The sequence below is a fragment of the Natronosporangium hydrolyticum genome, assembly GCF_016925615.1.
Classification (GTDB): Bacteria; Actinomycetota; Actinomycetes; order Mycobacteriales; family Micromonosporaceae; genus Natronosporangium; species Natronosporangium hydrolyticum.
On record NZ_CP070499.1, the window covers coordinates 1304239 to 1327715 of the forward strand.

21 protein-coding genes are annotated in these 23477 nt (G+C 71.4%); 15 read left to right on the forward strand and 6 right to left on the reverse strand.

What is annotated here, in order from left to right; translation table 11 throughout:
- The first annotated feature begins 43 nt into the window (after positions 1-43).
- Together JQS43_RS06025 and JQS43_RS06030 are read left to right on the forward strand one after the other, a co-directional pair.
- Positions 44-1498: an aldehyde dehydrogenase family protein gene (locus JQS43_RS06025; protein WP_239678075.1), complete on the forward strand. Its 1455-nt coding sequence runs from the start codon at positions 44-46 to the stop codon at positions 1496-1498.
- Between the two features lie 39 nt (positions 1499-1537).
- Entirely contained in the window at positions 1538-4042 is a 2505-nt protein-coding gene (locus JQS43_RS06030; RefSeq protein WP_239678076.1) for an FAD-dependent oxidoreductase, read from the forward strand.
- Here JQS43_RS06030 and JQS43_RS06035 read toward each other — a convergent pair.
- Positions 3978-4739, reverse strand: a complete 762-nt coding sequence (locus tag JQS43_RS06035) for a GntR family transcriptional regulator (RefSeq protein WP_239678077.1) — start codon at positions 4737-4739, stop codon at positions 3978-3980. The two genes, JQS43_RS06030 and JQS43_RS06035, sit on opposite strands and share 65 nt — an antisense overlap.
- A 211-nt stretch (positions 4740-4950) precedes the next feature.
- On the opposite strand from JQS43_RS06035, the gene JQS43_RS06040 reads away from it, so the two are divergent.
- The 13 genes from JQS43_RS06040 to JQS43_RS06100 all read left to right on the forward strand — a co-directional run bounded on the left by JQS43_RS06040 (position 4951) and on the right by JQS43_RS06100 (position 19317).
- Positions 4951-6912, forward strand: coding sequence for a primary-amine oxidase (locus tag JQS43_RS06040; protein ID WP_239678078.1), 1962 nt, complete (start codon positions 4951-4953; stop codon positions 6910-6912).
- Between the two features lie 117 nt (positions 6913-7029).
- The gene (locus JQS43_RS06045; RefSeq protein ID WP_239678079.1) at positions 7030-8676 is read left to right on the forward strand and encodes an ABC transporter substrate-binding protein; all 1647 of its coding nucleotides are present in this window, start codon (positions 7030-7032) and stop codon (positions 8674-8676) included.
- A gap of 36 nt (positions 8677-8712) precedes the next feature.
- Positions 8713-9582 carry an ABC transporter permease gene (locus JQS43_RS06050; protein ID WP_239678080.1) on the forward strand — a complete coding sequence of 290 codons (870 nt, stop codon included), beginning with the start codon at positions 8713-8715 and terminating at the stop codon, positions 9580-9582.
- Positions 9579-10631, forward strand: coding sequence for an ABC transporter permease (locus JQS43_RS06055; RefSeq protein WP_239678081.1), 1053 nt, complete (start codon positions 9579-9581; stop codon positions 10629-10631). The genes JQS43_RS06050 and JQS43_RS06055 overlap by 4 nt, the downstream gene beginning before the upstream one ends.
- A gap of 7 nt (positions 10632-10638) precedes the next feature.
- Positions 10639-11331 (forward strand): alpha/beta fold hydrolase, encoded by a 693-nt coding sequence (locus tag JQS43_RS06060; RefSeq protein WP_239678082.1) that lies wholly within the window; start codon positions 10639-10641, stop codon positions 11329-11331.
- Positions 11328-12353, forward strand: coding sequence for an ABC transporter ATP-binding protein (locus JQS43_RS06065; protein ID WP_239678083.1), 1026 nt, complete (start codon positions 11328-11330; stop codon positions 12351-12353). The genes JQS43_RS06060 and JQS43_RS06065 overlap by 4 nt, the downstream gene beginning before the upstream one ends.
- Positions 12350-13354, forward strand: a complete 1005-nt coding sequence (locus JQS43_RS06070) for an ABC transporter ATP-binding protein (protein ID WP_239678084.1) — start codon at positions 12350-12352, stop codon at positions 13352-13354. The genes JQS43_RS06065 and JQS43_RS06070 overlap by 4 nt, the downstream gene beginning before the upstream one ends.
- Complete coding sequence (locus JQS43_RS06075) at positions 13351-14115, forward strand: amidohydrolase family protein (protein ID WP_239678085.1); 765 nt, start codon at positions 13351-13353, stop codon at positions 14113-14115. The genes JQS43_RS06070 and JQS43_RS06075 overlap by 4 nt, the downstream gene beginning before the upstream one ends.
- Positions 14112-14597, forward strand: coding sequence for a cytidine/deoxycytidylate deaminase family protein (locus JQS43_RS06080; RefSeq protein WP_239678086.1), 486 nt, complete (start codon positions 14112-14114; stop codon positions 14595-14597). Before JQS43_RS06075 ends, JQS43_RS06080 begins: the two co-directional genes overlap by 4 nt.
- Before the next feature lie 53 nt (positions 14598-14650).
- Positions 14651-15463, forward strand: coding sequence for a creatininase family protein (locus JQS43_RS06085; protein WP_239678087.1), 813 nt, complete (start codon positions 14651-14653; stop codon positions 15461-15463).
- A 33-nt stretch (positions 15464-15496) separates the two neighbouring features.
- Positions 15497-16129, forward strand: a complete 633-nt coding sequence (locus tag JQS43_RS06090) for a cyclase family protein (protein ID WP_239678088.1) — start codon at positions 15497-15499, stop codon at positions 16127-16129.
- A 10-nt stretch (positions 16130-16139) separates the two neighbouring features.
- Positions 16140-17651 carry a gamma-glutamyltransferase gene (locus tag JQS43_RS06095; RefSeq protein WP_239678089.1) on the forward strand — a complete coding sequence of 504 codons (1512 nt, stop codon included), beginning with the start codon at positions 16140-16142 and terminating at the stop codon, positions 17649-17651.
- 55 nt (positions 17652-17706) lie between these two features.
- A complete protein-coding gene (locus JQS43_RS06100) occupies positions 17707-19317 on the forward strand; it encodes an amidohydrolase (RefSeq protein ID WP_239678090.1) in 1611 nt (536 codons plus the stop codon).
- 39 nt (positions 19318-19356) lie between these two features.
- Here JQS43_RS06100 and JQS43_RS06105 read toward each other — a convergent pair whose 3' ends face one another.
- From JQS43_RS06105 to JQS43_RS06125, 5 genes are all read right to left on the reverse strand, one after another.
- Positions 19357-20277, reverse strand: coding sequence for a glycosyltransferase family 2 protein (locus JQS43_RS06105; RefSeq protein WP_275581032.1), 921 nt, complete (start codon positions 20275-20277; stop codon positions 19357-19359).
- A complete protein-coding gene (locus tag JQS43_RS06110) occupies positions 20274-21266 on the reverse strand; it encodes a sulfotransferase family protein (protein WP_239678091.1) in 993 nt (330 codons plus the stop codon). The genes JQS43_RS06105 and JQS43_RS06110 overlap by 4 nt, the downstream gene beginning before the upstream one ends.
- Positions 21263-21811 carry a glycosyltransferase gene (locus JQS43_RS06115; protein WP_239678092.1) on the reverse strand — a complete coding sequence of 183 codons (549 nt, stop codon included), beginning with the start codon at positions 21809-21811 and terminating at the stop codon, positions 21263-21265. The genes JQS43_RS06110 and JQS43_RS06115 overlap by 4 nt, the downstream gene beginning before the upstream one ends.
- On the reverse strand, positions 21808-22281 hold the full coding sequence (locus JQS43_RS06120) for a glycosyltransferase family protein (protein WP_239678093.1): 474 nt from the start codon (positions 22279-22281) through the stop codon (positions 21808-21810). Before JQS43_RS06120 ends, JQS43_RS06115 begins: the two co-directional genes overlap by 4 nt.
- A 139-nt stretch (positions 22282-22420) precedes the next feature.
- Positions 22421-23347 (reverse strand): core-2/I-branching beta-1,6-N-acetylglucosaminyltransferase family protein, encoded by a 927-nt coding sequence (locus JQS43_RS06125; protein WP_239678094.1) that lies wholly within the window; start codon positions 23345-23347, stop codon positions 22421-22423.
- Positions 23348-23477: the final 130 nt, after the last annotated feature.

Here is a 23477-nt window from a genome sequence, read left to right on the forward strand (position 1 = left end):
TGACCCGCGCAGGCGCAACGACAACAAAGAGGGAGAGGGAGCGATGACGACAGCGCTCGCGCCATTGGCCGCAGTGGAGCCGTTCTTCGTCGACGGGGAGTGGATCTCGCCGGGGCAGCGCCGGCTGATCGAGGTGCGGGACCCGGCCAGCGGTGAGGTGATCAGTCAGGTTGCCCAGGCGAGCGCCGACGACGTGGCCGCCGCGGTCGCCGCCGCCGGCCGGGCCTACGCCGACCGCCGCTGGAGTGGGTTGGCCCCGCAGGATCGCGGCCGAGTGCTGTATCGCCTCGCCGACTTGATCGAGGCGCAGCTGGAAGAGCTGGCGATCCTGGAGACCCGGGACAACGGCAAACCGATCGAGCGGTCGCGCGCCGACACGGCGTCGGCGGCCCGGACGTTCCGGCACTTCGCGGGGGCCCCAGCCCGGTTGACCGGCACTGTGGTGCCGATCGATGGCGGCGGCCACCACGTCTACACCTCACTGGAGCCGGTGGGGGTGGCCGCGCTGATCCTGCCGTGGAACTTCCCGATCATGACTGGCTGTTTCAAGCTGGCACCGGCGCTGGCCGCCGGCGTACCGGTAGTGGTCAAGCCGGCGGAGCAGACGCCGTTGACGATGCTCCGGGTAGCGGCGCTGGCCATTGAGGCGGGGGTACCACCGGGGGTGGTGAACGTGCTCACCGGCGATGGTGAGGTCGGCGCGGAGCTGGTCGGGCATCCCGGCGTGGCCAAGGTGTCGTTCACCGGGTCGACCGAGGTGGGCCGGCTGGTGATGGCCGGTGCCGCCCCGGGCACTAAACGACTCACGCTGGAGCTCGGGGGCAAGAGCCCGAACATCGTGTTCGCCGACGCCGATCTCGATGCGGCGGTGGTGACCGCGATGCGGGCATCGTTCGGCCACTCCGGGCAGATGTGCACCGCCGGGAGCCGGCTGCTGGTGCAGCGGTCGATCCTGGATGAGATGCAGCAGCGGCTCGTCGAGGCGACCCGCCGGGTGCCGGTGGGCAACGGGCTGGACGGCGGCGTGACCGTGGGGCCGCTGGTCTCCGAGGAGCAGCGCCGGCAGGTGCTGGCCTATATCGAGGCTGGGGTGGCCGAGGGGGCGACGGTGTCGGTCGGTGGCGGGGTGCCGGAGCGGCCCGGTTACTTCGTCGAGCCGACCTTGTTCACCGGGGTACGCAACGACATGCGAATCGCCCGGGAGGAGATCTTCGGCCCGGTCACCGGGGTGATCCCGTTCGAGGATGAGGCCGAGGCGGTGGCGATCGCCAACGACACCTCGTACGGCCTGGCCGCCGGAGTCTGGACCCGGGATCTCTCGCGCGCGCACCGGCTCGCCGCCGCCCTGCGGGTCGGCACGGTCTGGGTTAACACCTACAACATCTTTGACCCGGCGTTGCCCTTCGGCGGCGTCGGCGACTCCGGCCTTGGCCGGGATCTGGGCGATGACGCCCTGTACTCGTACTGCGAGCGCAAGGGCGTCGTCGTCGCGCTGTGACCGGTGGCGCGCCAGGCGGCGTGCCCGCCCCGATGACCGATGGGATCTGTTGTGGAGCAGACCGCACCCCCGGCTGGCCCGGACCTTCTCGCTGATCTGGTCGTGCCAGCCGGCCTGGACCCCGCCGCGGTTCGGGCAGCGACCCCAGGCGCGGGGGTGGCGCGTCACTTCAACGCGGCCGGCGCCGCGCTGCCCAGCAACGCCACCCTGGAGACGGTGATCGGCCACCTCCGGCTGGAAGCACGAGTGGGCGGCTACGAGGCGGCGGAGGCGGCCGCGTTGGCCAGCGGTGAGGTCTACCAGCGAGCAGCTGTGCTGCTCGGCGCGGACGCCGACGATATCGCGCTGGTCGAGAGCGCGACCGTGGCGTGGCACCGTGCGATCGGGGCGCTGCGGTTCCGCGCCGGGGACCGGATCCTCGCCACCGCCTCCAGCTACGTCAGCTCCGCGCTGCACCTGCTGGAGCTCCGGCGTACTCGTGGGATCACCGTCGAGGTCCTACCTACCGACCCGACCGGCGCAGTGGATCTCGATCGGTTCGCCGCGGCGCTGCGCCAGCCGGCGGCGTTGGTCACGGTGGCGCAGGTGCCTACCTCCTCCGGCCTGATCGAGCCGGTGGCGCAGGTGGGAGAGCTGGCGGCGGCGGCCGAGGTGCCGCTGCTGGTGGACGCCACCCAATCGGTCGGGCAGCTGCCAGTCGATGTGCGGGAGTTGGGCGCCAGCATCCTGGTCACCACCGGCCGCAAGTTTCTGCGCGGTCCGCGCGGTACCGGCCTGCTCTATCTGTCCGCCGGGATCCGCGAGGTCGCGCGACCGCTGACGCCGGATGTGCGCGGCGCCCGGTGGGTCGGTTCTGAGCACTTCGACCTGCTACCTGGCGCCCGACAGTACGAGACCTGGGAGACCTCGCACGCGCTGCGGCTCGGCCTCGGCGCCGCGCTCGGTGAGGCGTTGGCGCTCGGTGTCGAGCCGATCAGCGCCTACCTCTGCGGGCTGGCGCGGCGGTTGCGCGCCGGCCTGCGGGAGGTGCCCGGGGTACGGGTCGTGGACCCACCGGCGGCCGGCGGCGGGATCGTCACCTTCATCTGCCCCGACGAGGAGCCGGCGCAGACCGTCCGCCGGCTGCGAGACGCCGGATTCCACCTGGTTGCGGTGCCGGCCAGCCACGGTCAGTGGGATCTGGGCCGGCGCGGCCTGCCCGCGGTGGTGCGCGCTTCAGTTCATGTCTATAACCAGCCCGAGGAGGTGGACGCGTTGGTGGCGGAGCTGGCGAGCCCGCGCCCGGCGCCCGCGGCGCGGCCGGCCCCAGCCGGGGCGACGCCGGCTCCGGCGGCGCGTTCGGCCGCGCGGTCCGTTCGTGGCCGCGCGGCCCCGGCGGTGGTGGTGGTCGGGGCCGGGGTGCACGGCCGTAGCGCCGCCTGGCAGCTGGCCCGGCGTGGCGCCCGGGTGATCCAGCTGGAGCAGTTCTCCGCCGACCATGTCGAGGGCTCCTCCCACGGCCGGACCCGGATGATCCGCCGGGCGTACCCGAATCCGGTCTGGGATCCGTTGCTCGACCGGGCATACCGCGCCTGGGACGAGCTGTCGGCGGCGGCCGGCCACCGGTTGACGACCACCTTCGGCGGGCTCTACGCCCGGCCGGCCACCGCCGCGGGTGGACTGCGAGGGCCAGGCTGCGAGTTGGTCGACGCCGGGCGGGCCGCCCAGCTCTTTCCCGGACTGGCGCTGCCCGAGGACATGGTGGCGGTGTATGACCCGGCGGCCGGGGTCATCGACGCGGCCGCGTCGATGACGGCGTTGGCGGAGCTCTCGGCGGCGGCCGGGGTGGAGCGGCGCGATGGCTGCCAGGTGCTGAGCTGGACGCCGGAGGGGCAGCGGGTCCGGGTCGTGACCTCGCAGGAGGAGTTGCTCGCCGACCGGTTGGTGATCTGCGCCGGCCCCTGGACTGGGACGCTGATCCCGGAGTTCGCGGCGCGCTGCTCGGTGGTGCGGATCGTCAATATCCACGTCGGTGCGTCGGATCCGGTCCGGGTGGCTCCGCCCGCATTGGGGCCGTTCTCGGTCGACGTGCCCGGCGCCGGTCTGGTCTACGGGATTCCGGCGCACGGTCCGGACGCGGTAAAGGTCGGGTTGGACCACGGGCCGGTCGATGACCTGACCGGGCCGCCGGGGCCGGTGACGGAAGCGGAGCGGGCGGCGTTGCACGAGGTGGTGCGACGGTTCCTGCCCGGCGCCGACGGCCCAGTCGTCGGCGAGGTGGCGTGCCGTTACACGATGGCCCCGAAGAACCGGTTCGCGGTGGGCCCGTTGCCGGCGGCCCCGCGGGTGCTGGTGGCGGCGGCCTGTTCCGGGCACGGGTTCAAGTTCGGGCCGGCGATTGGTGCGGCGTTGGCCGATCTGGTCTTCGGCGAGGCGCGGCCGGACCTCGACTTCCTGGCGCCGGCCGCGATGGGGGTGACCGGCGAGCCCGAGGGGCGGGTCAGCCCCGGAAGACGGTCTGGGAACGACGCTCATACCAGCGGGCCAGCTGCTCGCCGGCGCTGACCACGTGAGCCTGCATTTCGCGTCGCGCCCGCTCGCCGTCGTCCGCGGCGAGCGCCTCGATGATCCGCTCGTGTTCGTGGAAGTTGTCGTCGCGATGGCGCGGATTGTCGTCCAGCACCAGGGCCGAGACGTTCCGGGGGAACGCCTCGTTGATTTCTCGGATGACGCGGGCCAGCCAGTCGCTGCCGGCCGCCTGGTGGATCAGCGTGTGGAAGCGGTCGTTGGCGGCGTTGGTGGAGCTGGTCAGGCCGTCGCCGTGGGCCTGGCCACCGACGTCGGATCCGGGGTTCGCGCCCCGGGTCGCCGTGGCGATCGCGGCGTGTTCGGTGCGGCGCAGCAGGATGTTCGCCTCCCGCAGCTCATCGAGGACCTCGGCGGTGATCCGGTTGACCGCTCGCTCGCAGGCGAGCCCCTCCAACTCGGCGCGGACCTCGTAGGCCTCCCGGACTTCCCAGGGGGCGGGCACCCGGACCACGGCGCCGCGGTGGGGAACGACCTCGATCAGCCCGCCTGCCTGCAGCTGGCGTAGCGCCTCTCGGACCGGGGTGCGACTGACTCCGAGTAGCTTGGCCAGCTCGGCTTGGCGCAGCTGGGCGCCGATCGGGATCTCGCCGGACATGATCCGGGTGCGGATCGCCGACGCAGTGGCGTCGACCAGGGCGCTGCCGCTGGTGTCCTCGGTCAAACTAGCTGGCATCGCCCGGCGCCTCCGCTGGTTAGCTGATCCACAGTGGTTAGTTTGGCTATCACTCTAACAACTCGTCAAGAGCGCTGCGGGTCCAGGTCGATAATTTTTGGATCCCGCTTTTGGATACAAAAGAACTGTTGTAGTATCCGATACTACCGCGGTCGGGGATCTCACCAGCCCCAGCCCGGCTACCCCGCCCCCGGCGGCGACAGGAGGAACCGTGAGCGGATGTCACGTCACCGACCAGTCGCGAGCGGATCGAGCGCACCCACTCGATCCGCCCACCGCCGAGGAGATCACCCGAGCGGTGGCGGCGGCGCGGGCTGACGGGCGGCTGGGACCGCGTACCCGGTTCTGGGGAGCAACTGTCGATGAAGCCCACGCGCGGCAGGTTATGGCCGGCGCGGAGCCGGCCGGCCGGCTCCGGCTCGGCCTGGTGGCGATGGACCACGCCGCAGCGACCGCCTGGGAGATCGATGTCGAACTCGGTGGTGGATCCGCTCCGGGGGTCGATCGCTGCCTGGACTGGCGCCCGCTCGACCCCCGCCGGCCCGGGATCTCCTCCGAGGAAGCCCGGGCCGCGGCGCAGGCGTGCCGCGCCAGCCCTGAGTTCCGTAAGGCGCTGGCAGCCCGCGGCATTCACGACGTGTCGCTGGTCATGGTGGATGCCGAGTCGATGGGCGGGTTCGAGCCGGAGCGGTATCGGGGCCGGCGCCTCACCTGGGGGACGGTCTGGCATCGGGTGGACGAAGCGGACAACGGCTACGTCCGGCCGGTGCAGGGCGTGGTGCCGATCATCGACATGGCCACCATGGAGGTGCTAGAGGTCGAGGACCACGGGGTGGTGCCGCTCTCTGCGGAGGCGGGATCGCTGCGCGCCGGCGATTGGCTCACCCGGCCAGGGCTGCGGCCGCTCGACGTGGTGCAGCCGGACGGGCCCAGCTTCACCGTCGACGGCTGGCAGGTCTCCTGGCAGGGCTGGCAGTTCCGGGTCGGCTTCACCCATCGGGAAGGGCTGGTCCTCTACGATCTGGAGTTCGCCGGCCGGTCGGTGGTCAAACGGGCTGCGTGCAACGAGATGTTCGTCCCCTACCTCGACTCCAACCCCACGCAATACCGCAAGAACTTCTTCGACTGGGGAGAGTACGGCGCCGGCCCGCTGACCAACTCGCTGGCGCTGGGCTGTGACTGTCTCGGTGTCATCTACTACTTCGACGCGGCGTACCTCGCAGGTGACGGTGAGCCGGTGACCATCCCCCAGGCGATCTGTATGCACGAGGAGGACCACAGCATCCTCTGGAAGCACAACGACCTGCGGCGCGGTGCCAGCGAGGTACGCCGCTCGCGTCGGCTGGTCATCTCCAACTTCCAGACGGTGGCCAACTACGACTACGGTTTCTACTGGTCGCTGTACCAGGACGGCCGGATCGAGCTGGAGATCAAGCTGACTGGGATGCTCTCCGCCTCCGGCATCGTGCCGGGTGAGCAGGTCCGCTACGGCCGCGTCGTGGGGGAGCGGGTCGCCACACCTACCCACCAGCACTACTTCGGTCTCCGGCTGGACATGGCGGTGGACGGACCCCGCACCCGGCTGGTCGAGGAGCACGCCGAGGCCGAACCGGATCCAGCGCTCGACCCGTACGGTAACGCGGTCCGCAACGTGCGAACCCCGCTGCACCGGGAGTCGCTGGCGGCCCGCCGTACGGATCCGGCGACCGCGCGCCGGTGGCGAGTGGAGAGCGCCACCGCGACCAACCGGTACGGGGAGCCCACGGCCTACCGGGTGCTGCTGCCGGATACCACGCGTCCGTTCGGCCGGCCCGATTCGGTGATGGCCCGGCGCGCTCCCTTCGTCCATCAGCACCTGTGGGCGACCCCATATCACCCACAGGAGCGGTTCGTGGGTGGGCAGTACCCGAACCATGCGGAGCCAGGGGAGGACGGCGTCCACCACTGGCAGCGTCGGGACCGCTCGCTCGACGGCGTCGAGCTGGTGCTCTGGCCGGTGCTGGGCACCCATCACTTCCCGCGGCCGGAGCAGTGGCCGGTGATGCCGGTCGACGCTATCCACCTGATCCTGGAACCGGACGGCTTCTTCGATCGCAACCCGGCGATGGACGTCCCTGACCCCGCCGCCGTCCGCGGTGGCGGGAGTACCTGCTGCGCTACCCCGCCTGGCTGACACCAGACGTTCACATTCGCGATACCGCCAGGAATTGGGTACCAACCAAGCTGGTATTGGATCCAATTCCATAGAAATTAAATCCAGTTCGTCCCATGCCTTGCCGAGGAGCGCACTATGTCGGACGATCCCCGTCACCCCTTACCCCCACACCTGATCTCCCGCCGCGCGATGCTCCGCGGGGCTGGGCTACTAGGCCTTGGCGTGAGCGCGAGCAGCCTGCTCGCCGCCTGTGGCATCGCCGCGGACGGCGACGAAGGCGACGACGAGCCGAGCACCGGCGGCACGCTGACGCTCGGTATCGACGCCACCAGCGCGGTCAACGACCCGGCCTTCTACACCTCCCTCGGAGACTGGATGGCGGTCGACTGCATCTGCCGCGGTCTCACCTTCATCTCCTTCGAGACCAACGAACCGCAGCCCGACCTGGCGGAGAGCTGGGAGATCTCCGACGACGGCCTGACTTACACCTTCACGCTCCGGCGAGACATCACCTTCCACGACGGCACCGAGTTCACTGCCGACGATGTGCTCGCCAGTTTGGGGCGCCAGTTCGACCCCGACGACCCCACACTGCCCGAAGGGGCGTCGCGACCGCTGGCCAGCCTCGGCGCCAACGTGGTCTCGCTGTCCGCGGTCGATGACCACACGGTGGAGCTGGTGCTGGAACGCCCCGACGCCACCGTGCTCAACCGGCTCTCGGACATCGGCGGCCGGATTATCTCCAAGGCCGCGCTCGACGAGTACGGCGTCGACATCGGCCGGAATCTGGTCGGCACCGGGCCGTTCCAGTTCTCCTCGGCCACCGCCGGGCAACAGGTGGTACTCACCGCCTTCGAAGACTTCCGGCTCGGCCGTCCGCTGATCGATCGGCTGGTGCTGCAACAGGTGCAGGACCCGTCGACGATCGTCAGCTCGCTGCTCAGCGGCGACCTGTCGGCCACCCAGTTCACCCCGTACTCGTCGATCGAGCAGCTGCGGGCCGACGATTCGGTCACCTTCCACGAGACCCCGTTCAGCTTCGACGCGATGATGATGATCGACGCGCGGCGAATCCCGGAACTGGAGGTGCGCCAGGCGATCAACCTGGCGATCGACCGGGAAGCCATCATCGAGCAGGCGTTCTTCGGCGTCGCCGCCGCGCCCGACGGGTACACCATCCCGCCGTCGCAGAACGGGTATGACCCGAGCCTGGCGGACCTGAGCCGGTTCGACCCAGACGAAGCGCGCCAGCTGTTGGAAGCGGCGGGCGCCGTCGGCCGGGAAGTGGCGCTGATGGCAGCGAGCGACTCTTGGCACCCGCGGGCGGCGCAGATCGTTGCCCAGAACCTGACCGACGTCGGGCTCACCGTCATCAGCGACTCGGTCGATCCGGCCACGTACTTCAGCCGGCTCCTCGACCCGGACGATCGTTACCACGAACTGATGATCTGGGAACGCAACTCCTACATCCCCGACCCGGACAACATGATCGGGGCGCTGGCGCTGCCCAGCGGGGTCTACGGCGACTTCACCTCCGGCTTCAACACCCTGGACGGGGCGGAGGAGTTCGCCGACCTGCTCGACCAGGCGAAGAACCTGCCCGATGGTGACGAACGCACCGAGCTCTACAGCGACATCCAGCGCCGGTTCGCCGAGGAGTACATGGTGCTGTCCATGCTGGCCTACTCTGCCAACCCGGTGAGCAGCGGCGCCAACGTCGAAGGCATGAACGTGGACGCGCTGGCAAACCACCGTTGCTTCATGGAGAACGCCAGTGTCTGAGCGCTCGGCGAGCCCCGGCCCGGGGGCACGGGCATAGTGACAGTCGCCGGGACGCAGCGGAGCGGGCGATGGCGGGCCGGATACCACCGGCGGGCCATCGCCCGGTCCTGGCTGGCCGGCGCCTCGTGGCTGGTGGTGATCGGCTTCGTCCTGCTCGCCACGGTCGGGCCGCTGGTCGTCGGCGCCGACCCGTCCCGGCAGACCAATGTGACCCTGGCCGGGTTCGGCGCCCCGGGGCATCTGCTCGGCACCGACGACCTCGGGCGGGACTTCCTCGCCCGGCTCGTCTACGGGGCGCGTCCGTTGCTGCTGGTCGCCTTCCTGGCGACCAGCCTGGCGGCGGCGTTGGGCACCGGCTTCGGCCTGCTCGCCGGATATCTGGGCGGTCGCTGGGAGCAGCTGCTGATGCGAATCATCGACGTGGGGATCGCCTTCCCGTCGATCTTGCTGATCATCCTGGTGGTGGCGGCCGGCGGCCCCGGCGTCCGCAGTCTGGTGATCGGCATCGGGGTGGCGCTGGCGCCCGGCCTGGCGCGGCTGTCCCGGGCGCTGACGGCGCGCGAATCGTCCCGCGACTACGTCCTCGCCGCGCGGCTCGGCGGCACCCGGGCGCCACGGATCATGGTCCAGGAGATCCTGCCGAATATCGCCGGACCGCTGCTGGCCCAGGTGGTGATGACGCTGTCGATCGCGGCCGGATTCGCGGCCGGGCTGTCCTATCTGGGGTTGGGGATCCAGCCACCCACGCCGGACTGGGGCTACATGGTGCAGGCCGGGCAGGAGTTCATCTACAACGCGCCCCGGCTGGTGGTGCTGCCGGCGACGCTGACCCTGGCGTTCGTGGTGGCCTGCAACTTCGTCGGTGACGACCTGCGCGACGCGCTGGACCCGAGGAGCCGCCGATGATCACCTTGCTGCGCAGTCGGACCCTGCCGATGCTGGCGTTGCGGCGGCTGGCGACGGTCCCGTTGGTCCTGTTGGCCCTGGCGAGCCTGGTCTTCGTGGCGATGCGGCAGCTGCCGGGATCGCCCTCCTCCTCGCTCGCGGTCGGCGGCACCCAGGGCCTCACCGCGGAGGAGATCTCGGCTAACGAGGCCCGGATCAACGAAGCCCTCGGGCTGGACCGCCCGATCTGGGAGCAGTACCTGACCTACCTGGGGGACCTGGCCCGGCTCGACCTCGGCTCCTCCTTCTACGGTGGCAACAGCGTGCTGTCGCTGCTGGCCGGCGCGCTGCCGGCGACCATCGAGCTGACCATCGCCGCGATGGCGATCGCGGTGGTGCTGGGGGTGGTCAGCGGCGTGATCGCGGCGCTGCGCAAGGACACCTGGATCGACACCGCGACCCGGTCGGTAGCGACCGTCAGCTTTTCGCTGCCGTGGTTCGCCCTCGGCGTACTGAGCATCGTGATTTTTGGGGTGTGGCTGCGCTGGCTGCCGGTGCTCGGCCGGCTGCCCAGCCAGCTGGACTACCGCCCCACCACGAATTTTGTGCTGCTTGACGCGGTCTTGCAGGATCGGCCAGAGCTGATCTGGCCGTGGCTGCAGTATCTGATCTTGCCGGCGACCACGCTGGCGCTGGCGATGGCCGGCTTCATCACCCGGATCGTCCGGGCGTCGGTGCTGGAGGTGCTCAGCGACGACTTCGTGCGGACGGCCCGGATGAAAGGGCTGCGGGAAGGCCGGATCCTGCGCAAGCACGTCCTGCGCAACTCCGGGCTGCCCATCGTTACCGTGCTCGGTCTGCAGTTTGGCTCGCTGTTGGGCGGATCGGTCATTACCGAGCAGGTCTTCTCCTACCCCGGGGTGGGCAACCTGCTGGTCAGTTCGGTGTTGCAACGCGACTATCCGGTGGTGCAGGGCGCGGCGCTGGCGATCGCGCTGCTGTTCGTCCTGGTCAACGCGGCGGTCGACATCTTCTACCTGGTCCTGGACCCACGGCTGCGGAAGGGATGAATCCATTATGGAGATGATCTTGGTGCATGGCGCCGGCGGTACCCCGACGACGTGGGACAGCGTGGCGCCACGGCTGCGGGATGCCGGGCACCGGGTGCAGCTGGTCAGCAACCCGATGCACTCGCTCGCTGGCGACGTCGCCAACACCGCCCGGGCGCTCGCCGGCTGCGCCGGCCCGGTGTTACTCGTGGGCCATTCGTACGGCGGAGCGGTGATCACCAACGTGGGGACCGACCCCCGAGTGGTCGGTCTCGTCTACATCGCCGCCTTCGCCCCTGACCAGGGCGAATCCGTACAGGCCATCGTGGAACGTTACCCCGCCGCGGAGGTACACAAGCACATGCGGCGGGGCCCCGACGGGGAATGGGCCTCCGAGCACACCGAGGAGTATTGGGCGGAGATCGGCTGGGACCTCACCGAGGCGCAGCGTCGGACCTTCGACGAGGGCTCCCGCCCCAGCGCGAACGCGATCTTCACTGAGGCCACCGGTGAGCCGGCCTGGCGTGACACCCCCAGCTGGTACCTGGTCGCCGCGCAGGACCGGACCCTGCGCCCGGAAATCCAGCGGGACATGGCGGCGCGCGCCGGCGCCACCGTGACCGAGGTTCCGGGCAGCCACTTCACGCCGCTGGTGTGGCCACAGCGGGTCGCCGACCTGGTCACCCGGGCGGCGGGGGCTGTGACCGGAGGGCTGCCGTGACTCCGGCGCCAGTGCTACGGATCCGCGGGCTCCGGGTCGAGTTCGAGGTCCCGGCGGGGCGCCTGCCGGCGGTCGCCGGGGTCGATCTGACGCTGCACGCGGGTGAGCTGCTGGCGCTGGTCGGCGAATCCGGCTCCGGCAAGTCCGCGCTGGCGATGAGCCTGGTCGGCCTCAACCGGGCGCCCGGGACCCACATCAGCGGTGAGGTCGACTTCCATGGGCAGAACCTGGTCACCGCCGACGAGGCCCGGCTCCGGAGAGTCCGCGGCCGCGACATCGCGGTGGTCTTCCAAGATGCGCTCGCCGCCCTGAACCCGCTGCACCGGGCCGGTGCCCAGGTGGCGGAGATGATCCGTAACCACCAGCCGGTGAGCAGAGGTCAGGCCTGGGATCGAGCGGAGGAGCTGCTCGCCGAGGTCGGCCTGGCCAGCCCGGAGCGAAACGCTCGCGCCTACCCGCACCAGCTCTCCGGCGGCATGCGGCAGCGCGTCATGATCGCGATCGGGCTCGCCAACGATCCGAGTATCCTGATCGCCGACGAGCCGACCACCGCGCTCGACGTCACCATCCAGGCGCAGGTGCTAGCCACCCTCAAACGCCTGCAGGCCGAGCACGGCACCTCGATCGTGTTGATCACCCACGACCTGGGGGTGGTGGCCGAAGTCGCCGACCGGGTGGCGGTCATGTACGGCGGCCGGATCGTCGAGCAGGGCACTCGCGAGCAGATGCTGCGAGACCCGCAGCATCCGTACACCATCGGCCTGCTGCACTCGGTGCCGCGAGTGGAGGGCCCGGTCAGTGAGCGACTCGCGGCGATCCCGGGCACCCCGCTGGCCGGGGTGGAGCGCCCCAGCGGATGCGGCTTCGCGCCGCGCTGCGGGTACCGCCACGACGCCTGCGACGAGCCACCAGAGCTGATCCAACGGTACGGCGGGGCCGATCACCTCGACGCCTGCGTCCTGGATCAGGCCGGTCGGGCCGCCGCCCGCACCCTCGCCCCCGGGCAGGTGGGTAGCGGATGAGCGCCGTACCGTTGCTGCAGGTCAGTGGGTTGTCCGTGGCGTACTCAGGTCGGGGTGGGCCCCCGGTACAGGCGGTGCGCGACGTCGACCTGGAGATCGTCGAGGGCGAGACCGTGGGGCTGGTCGGCGAATCCGGCTGCGGTAAGTCCACGCTGGGTCGGGCGATCCTGCGCATCACCGAGCCGACCGCCGGCAGTATCAAACTGCTCGGTTTGGAACTGACCTCACTGCGGGGACGGCTGCTCCGGCGCGCCCGAGCGGACCTGCAGATGGTCTTCCAAGACCCGTTCAGCTCGCTGAACCCGCGCCGGCGGATCGCCGACATCATCGCCGAGCCGCTGCTGCGCGGCCGCGGGGCGAGTCGCGCGGAGGCGGCGGAGACCGTCGCCGGGCTGCTGGAGCTGGTGGGGCTCGACCGCGACGCGGGCCGGCGGCGGCCGCATGAGTTCTCTGGCGGGCAGCGGCAGCGGATCGGGATCGCCCGGGCGCTGGCCCCCTCGCCCCGGTTCATCGTGGCCGACGAACCCGTGTCCGCGCTCGATGTCTCGATCCAGGCGCAGGTGGTGAACCTGCTCGCCGATCTGGCCCAGGAGCGGGGCTTGACCATGGTGTTCATCTCGCACGACCTGGGGGTCGTGCGGCACCTGGCCGACCGGGTAGCGGTGATGTACCTGGGCGAGATCATCGAGCTGGCCAGCCGGGACACCTTCTTCGCCGGTCCGGCCCATCCTTACAGCGAGGCGCTGCTCTCGGCGGTGCCTACCCCGGAACGGCGGCCGGACCGGGAGCGCATCGTCCTCGCCGGCGAGCTGCCTGATCCGGCCTATCCGCCGCCGGGCTGCCTGTTCCACACCCGCTGCCAGTATGCGATCCCCCGTTGCCGCAGCGAACCGCCGCTGCTGCGGCAGATCCAGCGGGGCCGAATGGTTCGCTGCCACCTGCCCCTGGTGCCGGAGCACGCCCCGGCCGCCACGATCACCACCGGAGGTACATCCGAATGATCATCGACGCGTACAACACCACCCAGGATGTCCGGACCCGGTCGGACTACCTGACCGGTGCCCGGCCCGGTGAGGCGCCGCCGCCCTACACTCCGTTCGACCCGCGCCGGATCCTGGACCGGATGGACGCCGCTGGGGTCGACCTGGCCATGGTCTGCTCGTTGGCGCAGCGGATCGAGAACGACTTCCTGATCGACCTGGTACGGGCCCACCCGGATCGGCTCTTCGGCTTCGGGCAGGTACGCCCCGCCGACGACGACGCCCTAGCCGAGATCGCCCGGATCGCCGAGGCTGGTCTCAAAGGACTCAAGCTGCACCCGAGCCTGCACGGCTACCACGTGGCCGACCACGGTCTGCTCGATCCGATCTTCGAGGCGTGCGCGGAGCACGGCCTGCCGGTGCTGATCAACGCCCTCGACGATGCGTTCTGCGCTCCGCTGGCGATCGAGGAGATCGCCCGCAACCACCCCGGCGTGCCCACGATCATCGCGCACATGGGCGCGGTGTGGAACGTGCCGGAGGCGATCATCGTCGCGGAGCGGCAGCCGCACATCTATCTGGAGACCTCGGCGACGCTGCTCAGCGACGTGCGGCGAGCGTACGCCCGGCTGGGCCCGGAGAAGATCTTGTTGGGTAGTGAGTGGCCGGGGTCGGACTTCGACCTGGAGCGGATGAAGATCGCCAAGGCGGTCCCGGACGAGGCGGATCGCGCGCTCATCGAGGGCGGGAACATGGCGAGACTGCTCGGGATAACGTCATGATCGACGAACCGGTCACGCCGGTGACCGCACCACCAGAGATGAGCCCGGGTGATGTCGAGCTGCTCGACATCGCCCAGCAGCTGCTGCGTCAGGTCTGGGTGGCTGGCCGGCACGAGGTCGCCACCGCGCTGCGAACCCCGGACGGTGCGGTCCACACCGGCGTACACCTGGAAGGGTCCTGCCGGCGCAGCTCCATCTGCGCCGAGGCAGTGGCGCTCGGCGCCGCCCGCGTCGGGTTGCCCCCGGACGCCCCGCTCACCGTCGAGAGCGTCGTGTCGGTGCAGGTGAAGCCGGCCGGAGCGTTCCGGATCATCGCACCCTGCGGGGTGTGCCGGGAACTGCTCAGCGACTACAGCCCGCAGGCGCGGGTGTGGCTCACCGCGGTCGTGACCACCGGTCCCGGGCAGGTGCCGGCCGCCGACCAGATCACCGCAGTGGCCGCCATCGACCTACTGCCGGACAAGACCCGCCGCGCCTGGTGACGGTGACCGCTGAGCACGCAAGGAGCTGAGCACTCGAGTGAGAGGAGAACGTCGTGCGTGACACCACCGCCGCCGACCCGGACTGGGCGGCGCTCGCCACCGAACTCGGGGGGTCCGGCGCGCCGGTCGCCTGGGCCGAACTGACCTGGCCCGAGGCGAGCCAGACCGCCACCGCCCTGGACGCGGTGATCATTCCGGTCGGCGCGATCGAGCAACACGGGCCGCATCTGCCGCTGGCGGTCGACACGCTCATCTGCGACGCGATCGCCGGCCAGGTTTCGGCGCTGACCGGCGTGCCGGTGGTGCCACCGTTGAGCTACGGGGTATCGGCCTCGCACGGTGACTTCGGGGGCACTATCGCACTGCGGCCGGAGACCCTGATCGCCGTGGTCGAAGACGTGATCGACTCCCTGCACGCCCGCGGGGTCCGGCAGTTCATCCTGCTCAACGGACACATCTGGAACAACGGCGCGCTGGACGTGTCCGCCGAGAAGCTCCGGGTACGCCACCGCGACGCGCGGGTGCGGGCACTGGGCTACGTCACCATGTACCCGGGCCCGGAGGTCGACGGTCACGTCCACTATGGCCGCGGTTTGATGCACGCCAACTACTTCGAGACCTCGGTGATGCTGCACTTGCACCCGCAGCTGGTGCGGATGGAGCTGGCTACCTCGCATCGGGACGTCGACTCGTTCTGGGACTACCGGATGGACCAGGTCAGCGACACCGGAGTCTGGGGACGCGACGTCGCCGACGCCACCGCCGAACACGGCCGCGGCGAGTTCGACCGGTGCGTGCTCACCACCGCCCGGGCCGTCGCCGCGGCGGTACGGGAACCGTGGCCGGACCCGACCCACCGGCCCTGACCACTCGCCGCCCGCCCAGCCGGAAGGACCCGTATGAAGATCTACGACATCACGTTGCCGATCCACCCGAAGATGCTGCACTGGGGGCGCCGGCCGGAGGTAGAGATCGTGGAGTCGCTCGCCAACGGCGACGCCTCCAACGTCACCCGCTGGCGGCTCGGCGCGCACACCGGCACCCATGTGGACGCCCCGGCGCACTTCGTCGACGGCGCTACCCCGATCGACGAGGTGCCGTTGACCACTCTGGTGGGGCCGGCGGTGGTGGCCGACCTCACCGGGGTCACCGGTGATATCGAGGCGGCCGACCTGATCGCCGCCGGGGTGGCGGGCGCAGACCGGATCCTGTGCAAGACCAGCAACTCGGCCGGGCCACTGCGGGAAACCGAACGCGCCCCGCAGTGGGTGGGCCTCTCACCCGGCGCCGCCCAATGGCTGATCGAGCAGCGGGTCTCGCTCATCGGCATCGACTACCTCACCATCGAGAGCCATCGGCGGACCGAGAGCTGGGATGCGCATCACTCGTTGCTCGGGGCCGGGGTGCTGATCCTGGAGAACGCCGACCTGGCGGCGGTGCCGGCCGGAAACTACGAGCTGGTCTGCCTACCCACGAAGCTGGTCGGTGCCGACGCCGCGTTCGCCCGAACCATCCTGATCGAGCGAGCCTGACCAGGCCGCCATGACCGCGCCATCGACGCCTGCCGGCATCGCGTTCGCCGCCCCACACCCGTCCGCGCTCGCCGCCGCCACCGAAGTGGTCACCGACGGCGGCGGGGTGATCGACGCCGCCGTGGCCGCCGCGGCAGCGCTCACCGTCGCCTACCCGCACCAGTGCTCGCTCGGCGGCGATCTGGTGGCGCTGATCCGCACCCCGGCCGGCCGGGTCCAGGCGGTGCTCTCGATCGGGGCCGCCGCCGCGGCCACCGACGTGGCCGCCCTACGGGCCGCCGGGGACCGGATGCCGGCCGGCGGCCCGCAGACGGTCACGGTGCCCGGGGTGGTCGCGGGCTGGGCAGCCCTGGCGGGCCTCGGGGCGAAGCTGAGCCTGGCACGGCTGCTGGGCCCGGCCAGCGAGCTGGCCCGGACCGGGGTGCCGGTCAGCGCCGGACTGGCCCGGGCGGCCATCGCCCGGCGGGCAGTGCTGCAGGCAGACCCGGGCCTGGCGGCGCTGCTGCTGGCCGACTCCGGCGTGCCGGTCCCGCCCGGCACGGTGCTGCGCCAGCCAGCCCTGGCCCGCACGCTGGCCACAGTAGGCGACGACTGGCGCAGCTTCTATCAGGGCGAGGTGGCGGACCAACTCGCCGCCGGGGTGCAGGGGCTCGGCGGCCCGCTGCGAGTCGCGGACCTGCAAGCGCACCGCGCTGAGCTGACCGAACCGTTGCAGCTCACCACTGGCGCCACCACCTGGTCGGTCGCGCCACCCCCGAGCCAGGGCGCTGCCCTGCTGGCCATGCTCGACGCTCACGCCGATCCGCTCACCACCGCCCACCGTGCGGAGCAGCGGCGGGACGCGTTGCTCGGGGACCCCCGATGCGGCCCGATCGACCTCGCCGGGCTGCTGCTGCACCGCGACGCCCCGGCCCCGCCGGCGCCGGTCGGGCCGAAGCCGGCGGGCGACACCGCCGCGATCACCGTGGTCGGCGGCGACGGCACCGTAGTCACCCTGATTCAGAGCGTGTTCCAGAGCTTCGGCGCCGGCATCCTGGAACCGACTACCGGGGTGGTGCTCCACAACCGAGGCTCGGCGTTCAGCCTTGACCCCACGCATCCCGGCCGGCTGCGACCCGGGGCGCGACCGCCGCACAGCCTCTGCCCGGCGGTCGCCACCGCCCCCGGCCAGCTGGTCGCGCTGGGCGCCCAGGGCGGCCGGGCCCAGCCCTGGATCCTCGCCCAGGTCGCCGCCGCGCTGACCACCGGCGATCCGGCGGGCCTGCTCGCCCAGCCGCGATGGGTGATCGGTGGCCGGGAACTCGGCCGGCCCGAACCCAGCCTGGTCCTGGAGCCCGACGTGCCGGGGGCCGACGCGCTGCGAGCGACCGCGGCGCGGCTCGGCCGGGCGGTAACGCAGTGGCCGGCGCGGCACGACGACGCCGGGCACGTGCAGCTCGCTCGACTGACCCCGGCCGGGTTGGACGCCGCGACCGATCCGCGCGCCGACGGCGCCGCAGCGGTACTGCCGGTACCGGCATGACGGCCTCGCCGACGGCGCAACGGGCGGCGCAGCTGCTGGGCGGGCAGGCCGGCTCATGACCGACCTACTGGTGATCGGGGACGTCCGGACGATGGATCCGCGCTGTCCCCGAGCCGCTGGAGTGGCGATCCGGGCGGGCCGAGTGGTGGCGCTGGGGGACTGGCGACAGCTGCGCCGGCAGCTGCCGGCCGGCACACCAGAGCTCGCGCCGGCCGGGGCGGTGGTGCTCCCCGGCTTCGTCGACAGCCACATACACCTGATGTGGGCCGGCCGGGCCGCCAGCCGGGTGGCGCTCGCCGACGCCACCGGGATCGGCGAGATCCAGGCCCGGATCAGCCGATACGCGGCAGCGCACCCCGGCCGGTCCTGGATCGAGGCGGATGCCGGCTTCGACCCCCCGGACCTGGCCGAGCGTCGACTTCCTACCGCGACCGAGCTGGAAGCCGCCGCCCCGGGCCGCCCGCTGCTGCTCGACCGGAAAGGCCACGACGCGCTGGTCAACCTCACGGGCCTGCGGTACGCCGGCATCACCGCGGCCACCCCGGACCCGCCGGGTGGCCGGATCGACCGCGACCCGCAGGGCATGCCGACCGGGCTGCTCGTCGAGCATCCGGCGGTCGCGCTGGTTCGGGCGGTGGTGCCAGCGCCGGATCTGGCGACTCGGGTCGGCTGGATCGTCGGCGGCCAGCGCGAACTGCTGCGGCATGGCATCACCACCGCGGTCGACCCGGCGGTCGCGCCGGCCGACCTGGCCGCCTATGCGCAGGCCGAGCGTACCGGTGAGCTAGCCGGCCGGACGGTGGTGATGCCGCTCGGCGACGACCAGGTCAGCGACGCTGACCTGCGCCGCGCAGTCGCCGAAGCGGGGCTCGCCGCCGCCGACCCGGCGTGGCTGCGGGTCGGCCCGACCAAGCTGTTTCTCGACGGCGGCGGGTCGTTAGGCACCGCGCTGCGGTCGGTGCCGTGGCCGGGGACCGACGGCTACCACGGTCACCAGAGTCTGCGTACGAGCACGCTTCGGGCGCACTGCGCGGCGGCGGCCGCCGCCGGCCGGGGCGTCGGCGTGCACGCGGTAGGGGATGCCGCCGTGGCGCTGACCTTGTCGGTCCTGGCCGACGTGGACCGGCGTACCCCGGTGGCGGGCAAGGGATTTCACGTGATCCACGCGTACCTCGGGCCGACCGCTGCGGCGATGGCCGCCGCGCGGCGACTCGCGATCGGGGTCTCGGCCCATCCGGCGCTGCAGTGGCACGTCGGCCGCGATCTGCTCACCCGGCTCGGTGAGCCGGCAGCCGCGGCGGCGAACCCGCTCCGGAGCTGGCTGGACGCCGGGGTACTGGTCGGCGGAGGCTCGGACGCGCCCGGGCCGCCGGTCTCGGTACTGCACGGCATGTGGCAGGCGCGGACCCGGCGAGTGCGGGGCCGCGACGAACCGTTGGGTCCGGGACAGGCGGTTACTGCCGAAGAGGCGCTCGCGTTGTTCACCACCGGCGCTGGGCAACTAGCCGCGGCCGGTAGGCCGGGCGCCGGTAGCGGCACGCTGTATCCGGGCGGCCCCGGGGACCTGGCCATTCTCGACGTGGACCCGCTCACCCCGGAGCCCTCGGCGCTGCTGTCGGGACGAGTGGTCGCGACCGTGGTGGCGGGCGTCGTCAGCGGCGGCTAGCCAGCGTCCGGCGACCGGCAAACCCGGCGCGAGGGCGGGTCAGATCCCCCGGCCGCGCCGGTGGGCGGCGCGGACCACAGCGTCGGGCCGCAGCAGTCGGATCGAGACCGCCAGCGCCAGCCACGCCCGTGGCTCACGCAGATGCCGCCGCAGTGTCCGGGTCGCCCACCCGAACGCCGCCCGGCGCTGCCCGCTCGCCGCGGTGGCGAAAGCGATCTGGCCGGTCACCCGGGCCTCACCGCGGCGCTCCCCGGCGAACTCGGGGTACCGGGCCAACAACCACTGCAGCGCGGTGGCGATGGTTTGCCATCGTTGCGCGAAGTACGACTGCTCGTGCCAGCGGACCGCCACCAGCGGTTCGGGGACGTTGCCGAGGTCGTGTCGACGGGCGGCGCGTAACAGCAGCTCGTAGTCTTCGGCGTAGCTGCCGGGGATCTCTTCGTCGACCAGCCCAACCCCGTCGAGCAGCGCCGACCGCCGGAACAGAAAGGTCGACGGGTGCAGTTCGGTGAGCCGGCTGCGCAGTAGGGCCGCCAGCGGCACCCGCCGCCAGGGCAGCGTGCGGGGCACGTCCCGGTCGCGGTACCGGACCAGGATGCCGCAGCTGACCAGCTCCGCTGCGGGCTGCTCGGCGAACGCAGCGAGCTGCGCGGTGAGTTTGCCCGGTAGCCACTCGTCGTCGTCGTCGCAGAACGCGACCAGGGTGCCCTCGGCGGCGAGGATGCCGCTGTTCCGGGCACCGGCCAGCCCGGGTGTCCGCTGGTTGCGGATCACCCGCACTGGCCGGTCCGGGTGGTCGCCGACGAGCGATTCGTCCGGCTCAGACTGGTCGTAGACGACCACCGTCTCTACTCGACCCGGGTACTGCTGGTCGCGGATGGCCGCGAGCGCCGCCCGCAGCATCTCCGGCCGGTCCCGGGTCGGTACGACAACGCTCACCGTTGGGGATTCGGGGGTCACGTCGTCGCCTCTCTGCGTCCGCGGTAATAGCCGTACCGGAGCCGCAGTGGCAGGGTGAGCAGGCTCACCATGGTGCGGCGCGGTCGGGGAAGCGCAGCTCGCCACCGGTCGTCCCGGTTGATCCGCAGCGGGCCGGCCGCGAACCGGAGCGGATTGCCCGCCACCGTGTGCGCGGGCGACGGCGAGGTCGGCGGATCCCGCAGGATCGCCCCGGCCGCCGGGTCGTCCGGCAGGTCCACCAGCTCCCGGATCCGGCGCAGCCAACCCTGCGGGTCGGCGGTGAAGTCCTCGTAGCGTAGCCGGGTCACCGGCGCGGCCCGGCTCAGCAGGTGAAAGGCGCCGTTCTGCACCGTCCACAGCCCACTGACGGTCAGCGTCGAGAACCGGGGCATGTATGCGTCGGCGTCGACGACTTCGGGCCGGCGGACCTGCCGTGCCCACGAGTAGGCCACCCCTCGGCTGTCCCGGACCAGGTGGAGCACCCGAAGGTCGAGCCCGGGGGAGTGCCGCAGCGCGAACGCCAGCGAGGCGTGCTTGCTGGAATCGACCACGACGGTGGCGCCGGTCAGCTCCCGCGCCGCCTGGTAGATGCGCTGATAGTAGGAGGTGTATTCGTGGACCTCCCGGCGCAGCTGGTCGGGCAGCCGGTACCGGGCGAGCCGCGGGATGTATCGGGTCCGGTCGACCGCCGCCTTCAGCTCGGTCACCCGGTCGAGCGGCAGCTTCGACCAGCCGCCGAAGGCCCGCCGGCCGAGCTCCTGCCAGAACTCACAACCGGCGAAGCGTTCGCCGCAGCCGCAGCGCTCGTCGTCGACCAGGCCCCGTTGCCACAGGTGGACCACCTCACCCAGCGCGCAGACGTCCGGATGTTGCGCGAGCACCAGCTCGAGCAGGGTGGATCCGCTGCGGCCGAGGCCGCCGATGAAGAGCACCGGGGCCGGGGTGGCGGAAGTCGGTGGTGGCTCAACCTCCGGTGGTGGTCCAGTCATCGCTGACCGCCCAGGCGGGTCGGTGGGCGCCCGGTGTCGCCGGCGATGAGGTCCTCGACGATCTGGCCGACCCGGGCGACGGCGGCCGCCCGGAGCCGGGACTCGGCGGGGTCGGCGCGCCAGCGGAAGCCGGCCGGGTCGTCGAGGCCGCTGCGCAGCGCCGCCACCAGCGCCGGTTCGGACTCGCAGAGCACCACCATCCGGTCTTGGGCGAGCCGGCGGGCGAACCGTTGCTGGTGGTCGTCGACGTGCTCCCGGCGGGACGGGTCGCGCGGCACCACGATCGGCAGGTGGCCGGCGCGCCGGGCCTCGGTGATGGTGGCCGGACCGCCGTGGGTCACTACCAGGTCGGCCTCCCGCAGCGATGCCTGCAACCGCGCATGGTCCAGGAAGTCGACCGCCTCCGGCCCGGTCGGGGGTCGGCTGAAGCCGTGCTGCACCAGCAACCGGACCGCCGTCGCGGTGCGGTGCCAACTCTCCAACCAACCGACCAGCCGGTCGAACCCGTGTTTGTCCGTGCCCAGCACCGCGAGCACGGTGGTCACAGCAGTCTCCCGACCACTGTCGCCTCGGGGTAGAGGCGTCGCTGCTCTTCCCACTGAACCAGCATCGCCGAGAGGAACGGCCGACACAGCCGAGCGGTGAGGGTGGGGGAGTCGATCCGGTCGAAGACCTCAATGTAGATCGTGGGGATCCCGAGCACCCGCGCGAGCAGGACGAACGGGAAGGCGACGCCGGCGCCGGTGGTGATCACCGCGGCTACCCGCCCTCGGCGTACCTGGCGGATCGCCAGCAGCGAGTTGCGGAGCAGATTCCACACGTTTCGGGTGGTGGGGTGGTAGGCCCAGGTGACATCTTCGTCGGCCAGTTGCGACCGGGCGTCTGGAGTGTCGAAAGTCACCCATCGGCGCCGACGGTGGTGATACCAGGGCTCCAACGCGAGGAGTTGCGCGAGGTGGCCGCCGCTCGATCCGACCAACAGCAGTGATCGCTGCTCAGGGTCATCCTCGGCCACGCTGCTCCCCCAGAATCCACCACACAGGTCGGCTGAATCGTCGCCAAGACGCTAGCTCAGTCGGTCGGGCGAAGGGAAGTGCTAGCTGTGCCGAGGTAACGGTCGGCTATCCGACACTCCACAAGGCCGCCCCCGCGCATCAGCCGCGGACCAGCGCATCCAGCTGGTAGATCGCCGCCGGGTCGGCTGACATGTCGAATTTGCCGCCGAAGTGGGCACCGGAGGCCACCGCCGCGTCCAGATCAGCCACTCCCAACGTACGGGAGCGGTTCAGCCCGGCGCCGGGACCGCGGAAGACAAAGTAGCGACGTTTGTCGTTGGTGAAGGCGAACTGGCCACTGTTGAGCAGGGCAGTGGCGAAGAACGCCTCCTCCGGCGAAAGGGTACGCCGGAAGTGGTCGACCAGGTCCGGCCGGCGGCGCCGGAAGTGCCAGAGATAGTCGACGACAGGCCAGGTCAACGACATGAATGAGGAACCGCCATAGAGCCGGAGGTCGGGACCGAATGGTCCGGGCACCCGTCTGCCCACGGTCAGGCCGTACCCGACATGCACCCGGACCAGTGGTTGGACCAGGTTGATCGCCTGGAGCGGCCGGAGTCGTCGTTGCCAGGCCGGCGAGAGCCTGGCCAGCCGTCGGTGGTGAAACAGGTAACGGGAGCGGGCTCGGCGGGGTGGCCAGTGGTGGCCCGGGCCGAACGCCGGGAAGTACTGGAGGAGCCCGTCGGTGGGGGTGGCGGCGAGGTCGCGCTCGATCACCGGCAACGGCTGCAGTGGATAATGCTGGCCAGCGAGGTTGACCAGCCAGTCCACGCTGGTGCCGGTGGTCCGGAGCCACTCCACAGCGGCGTACCATCGATCGATGTGATTAAAATCACCGTACCCGCCGATCGCGTACTGGACGGTGACCTCGCCCAACGCGCGGAGCGCAGTCTCGTCGATCGGCGCCCCCGCCCGATCGTGGCTGATCACCACGACGCTGTTGGGGCTACCGCGAGTAATCGTCTCGACCAGGTGATACAGCTGCTCCGGCAGGTGGTGGGAGTGGATGTTGTAGCAGACCCGCATATGCTCCAGTGTGGCTGGCTCCGGCGCCGTGGTCCGGCCGGTCCCGGGGCGGGGAGTGTCAGATATCCGCCAGTAGCGATGCGGTGACCGTTCGGAGGAGCGGGCCGGCCCCGCGACGATGGATAATCCG

What these genes read in the sequence shown, in the direction of transcription:
- JQS43_RS06045 (WP_239678079.1), top strand. Translation starts at nt 7,030, where the DNA reads ATGTCGGACGATCCCCGTCACCCCTTACCCCCACACCTGATCTCCCGC.
- JQS43_RS06030 (WP_239678076.1), top strand. Translation starts at nt 1,538, where the DNA reads ATGGGATCTGTTGTGGAGCAGACCGCACCCCCGGCTGGCCCGGACCTT.
- JQS43_RS06055 (WP_239678081.1), top strand. Translation starts at nt 9,579, where the DNA reads ATGATCACCTTGCTGCGCAGTCGGACCCTGCCGATGCTGGCGTTGCGG.
- JQS43_RS06075 (WP_239678085.1), top strand. Translation starts at nt 13,351, where the DNA reads ATGATCATCGACGCGTACAACACCACCCAGGATGTCCGGACCCGGTCG.
- JQS43_RS06095 (WP_239678089.1), top strand. Translation starts at nt 16,140, where the DNA reads ATGACCGCGCCATCGACGCCTGCCGGCATCGCGTTCGCCGCCCCACAC.
- JQS43_RS06100 (WP_239678090.1), top strand. Translation starts at nt 17,707, where the DNA reads ATGACCGACCTACTGGTGATCGGGGACGTCCGGACGATGGATCCGCGC.
- JQS43_RS06025 (WP_239678075.1), top strand. Translation starts at nt 44, where the DNA reads ATGACGACAGCGCTCGCGCCATTGGCCGCAGTGGAGCCGTTCTTCGTC.
- JQS43_RS06070 (WP_239678084.1), top strand. Translation starts at nt 12,350, where the DNA reads ATGAGCGCCGTACCGTTGCTGCAGGTCAGTGGGTTGTCCGTGGCGTAC.
- JQS43_RS06035 (WP_239678077.1), bottom strand. Translation starts at nt 4,739, where the DNA reads ATGCCAGCTAGTTTGACCGAGGACACCAGCGGCAGCGCCCTGGTCGAC.
- JQS43_RS06125 (WP_239678094.1), bottom strand. Translation starts at nt 23,347, where the DNA reads ATGCGGGTCTGCTACAACATCCACTCCCACCACCTGCCGGAGCAGCTG.
- JQS43_RS06080 (WP_239678086.1), top strand. Translation starts at nt 14,112, where the DNA reads ATGATCGACGAACCGGTCACGCCGGTGACCGCACCACCAGAGATGAGC.
- JQS43_RS06060 (WP_239678082.1), top strand. Translation starts at nt 10,639, where the DNA reads ATGGAGATGATCTTGGTGCATGGCGCCGGCGGTACCCCGACGACGTGG.
- JQS43_RS06110 (WP_239678091.1), bottom strand. Translation starts at nt 21,266, where the DNA reads ATGACTGGACCACCACCGGAGGTTGAGCCACCACCGACTTCCGCCACC.
- JQS43_RS06090 (WP_239678088.1), top strand. Translation starts at nt 15,497, where the DNA reads ATGAAGATCTACGACATCACGTTGCCGATCCACCCGAAGATGCTGCAC.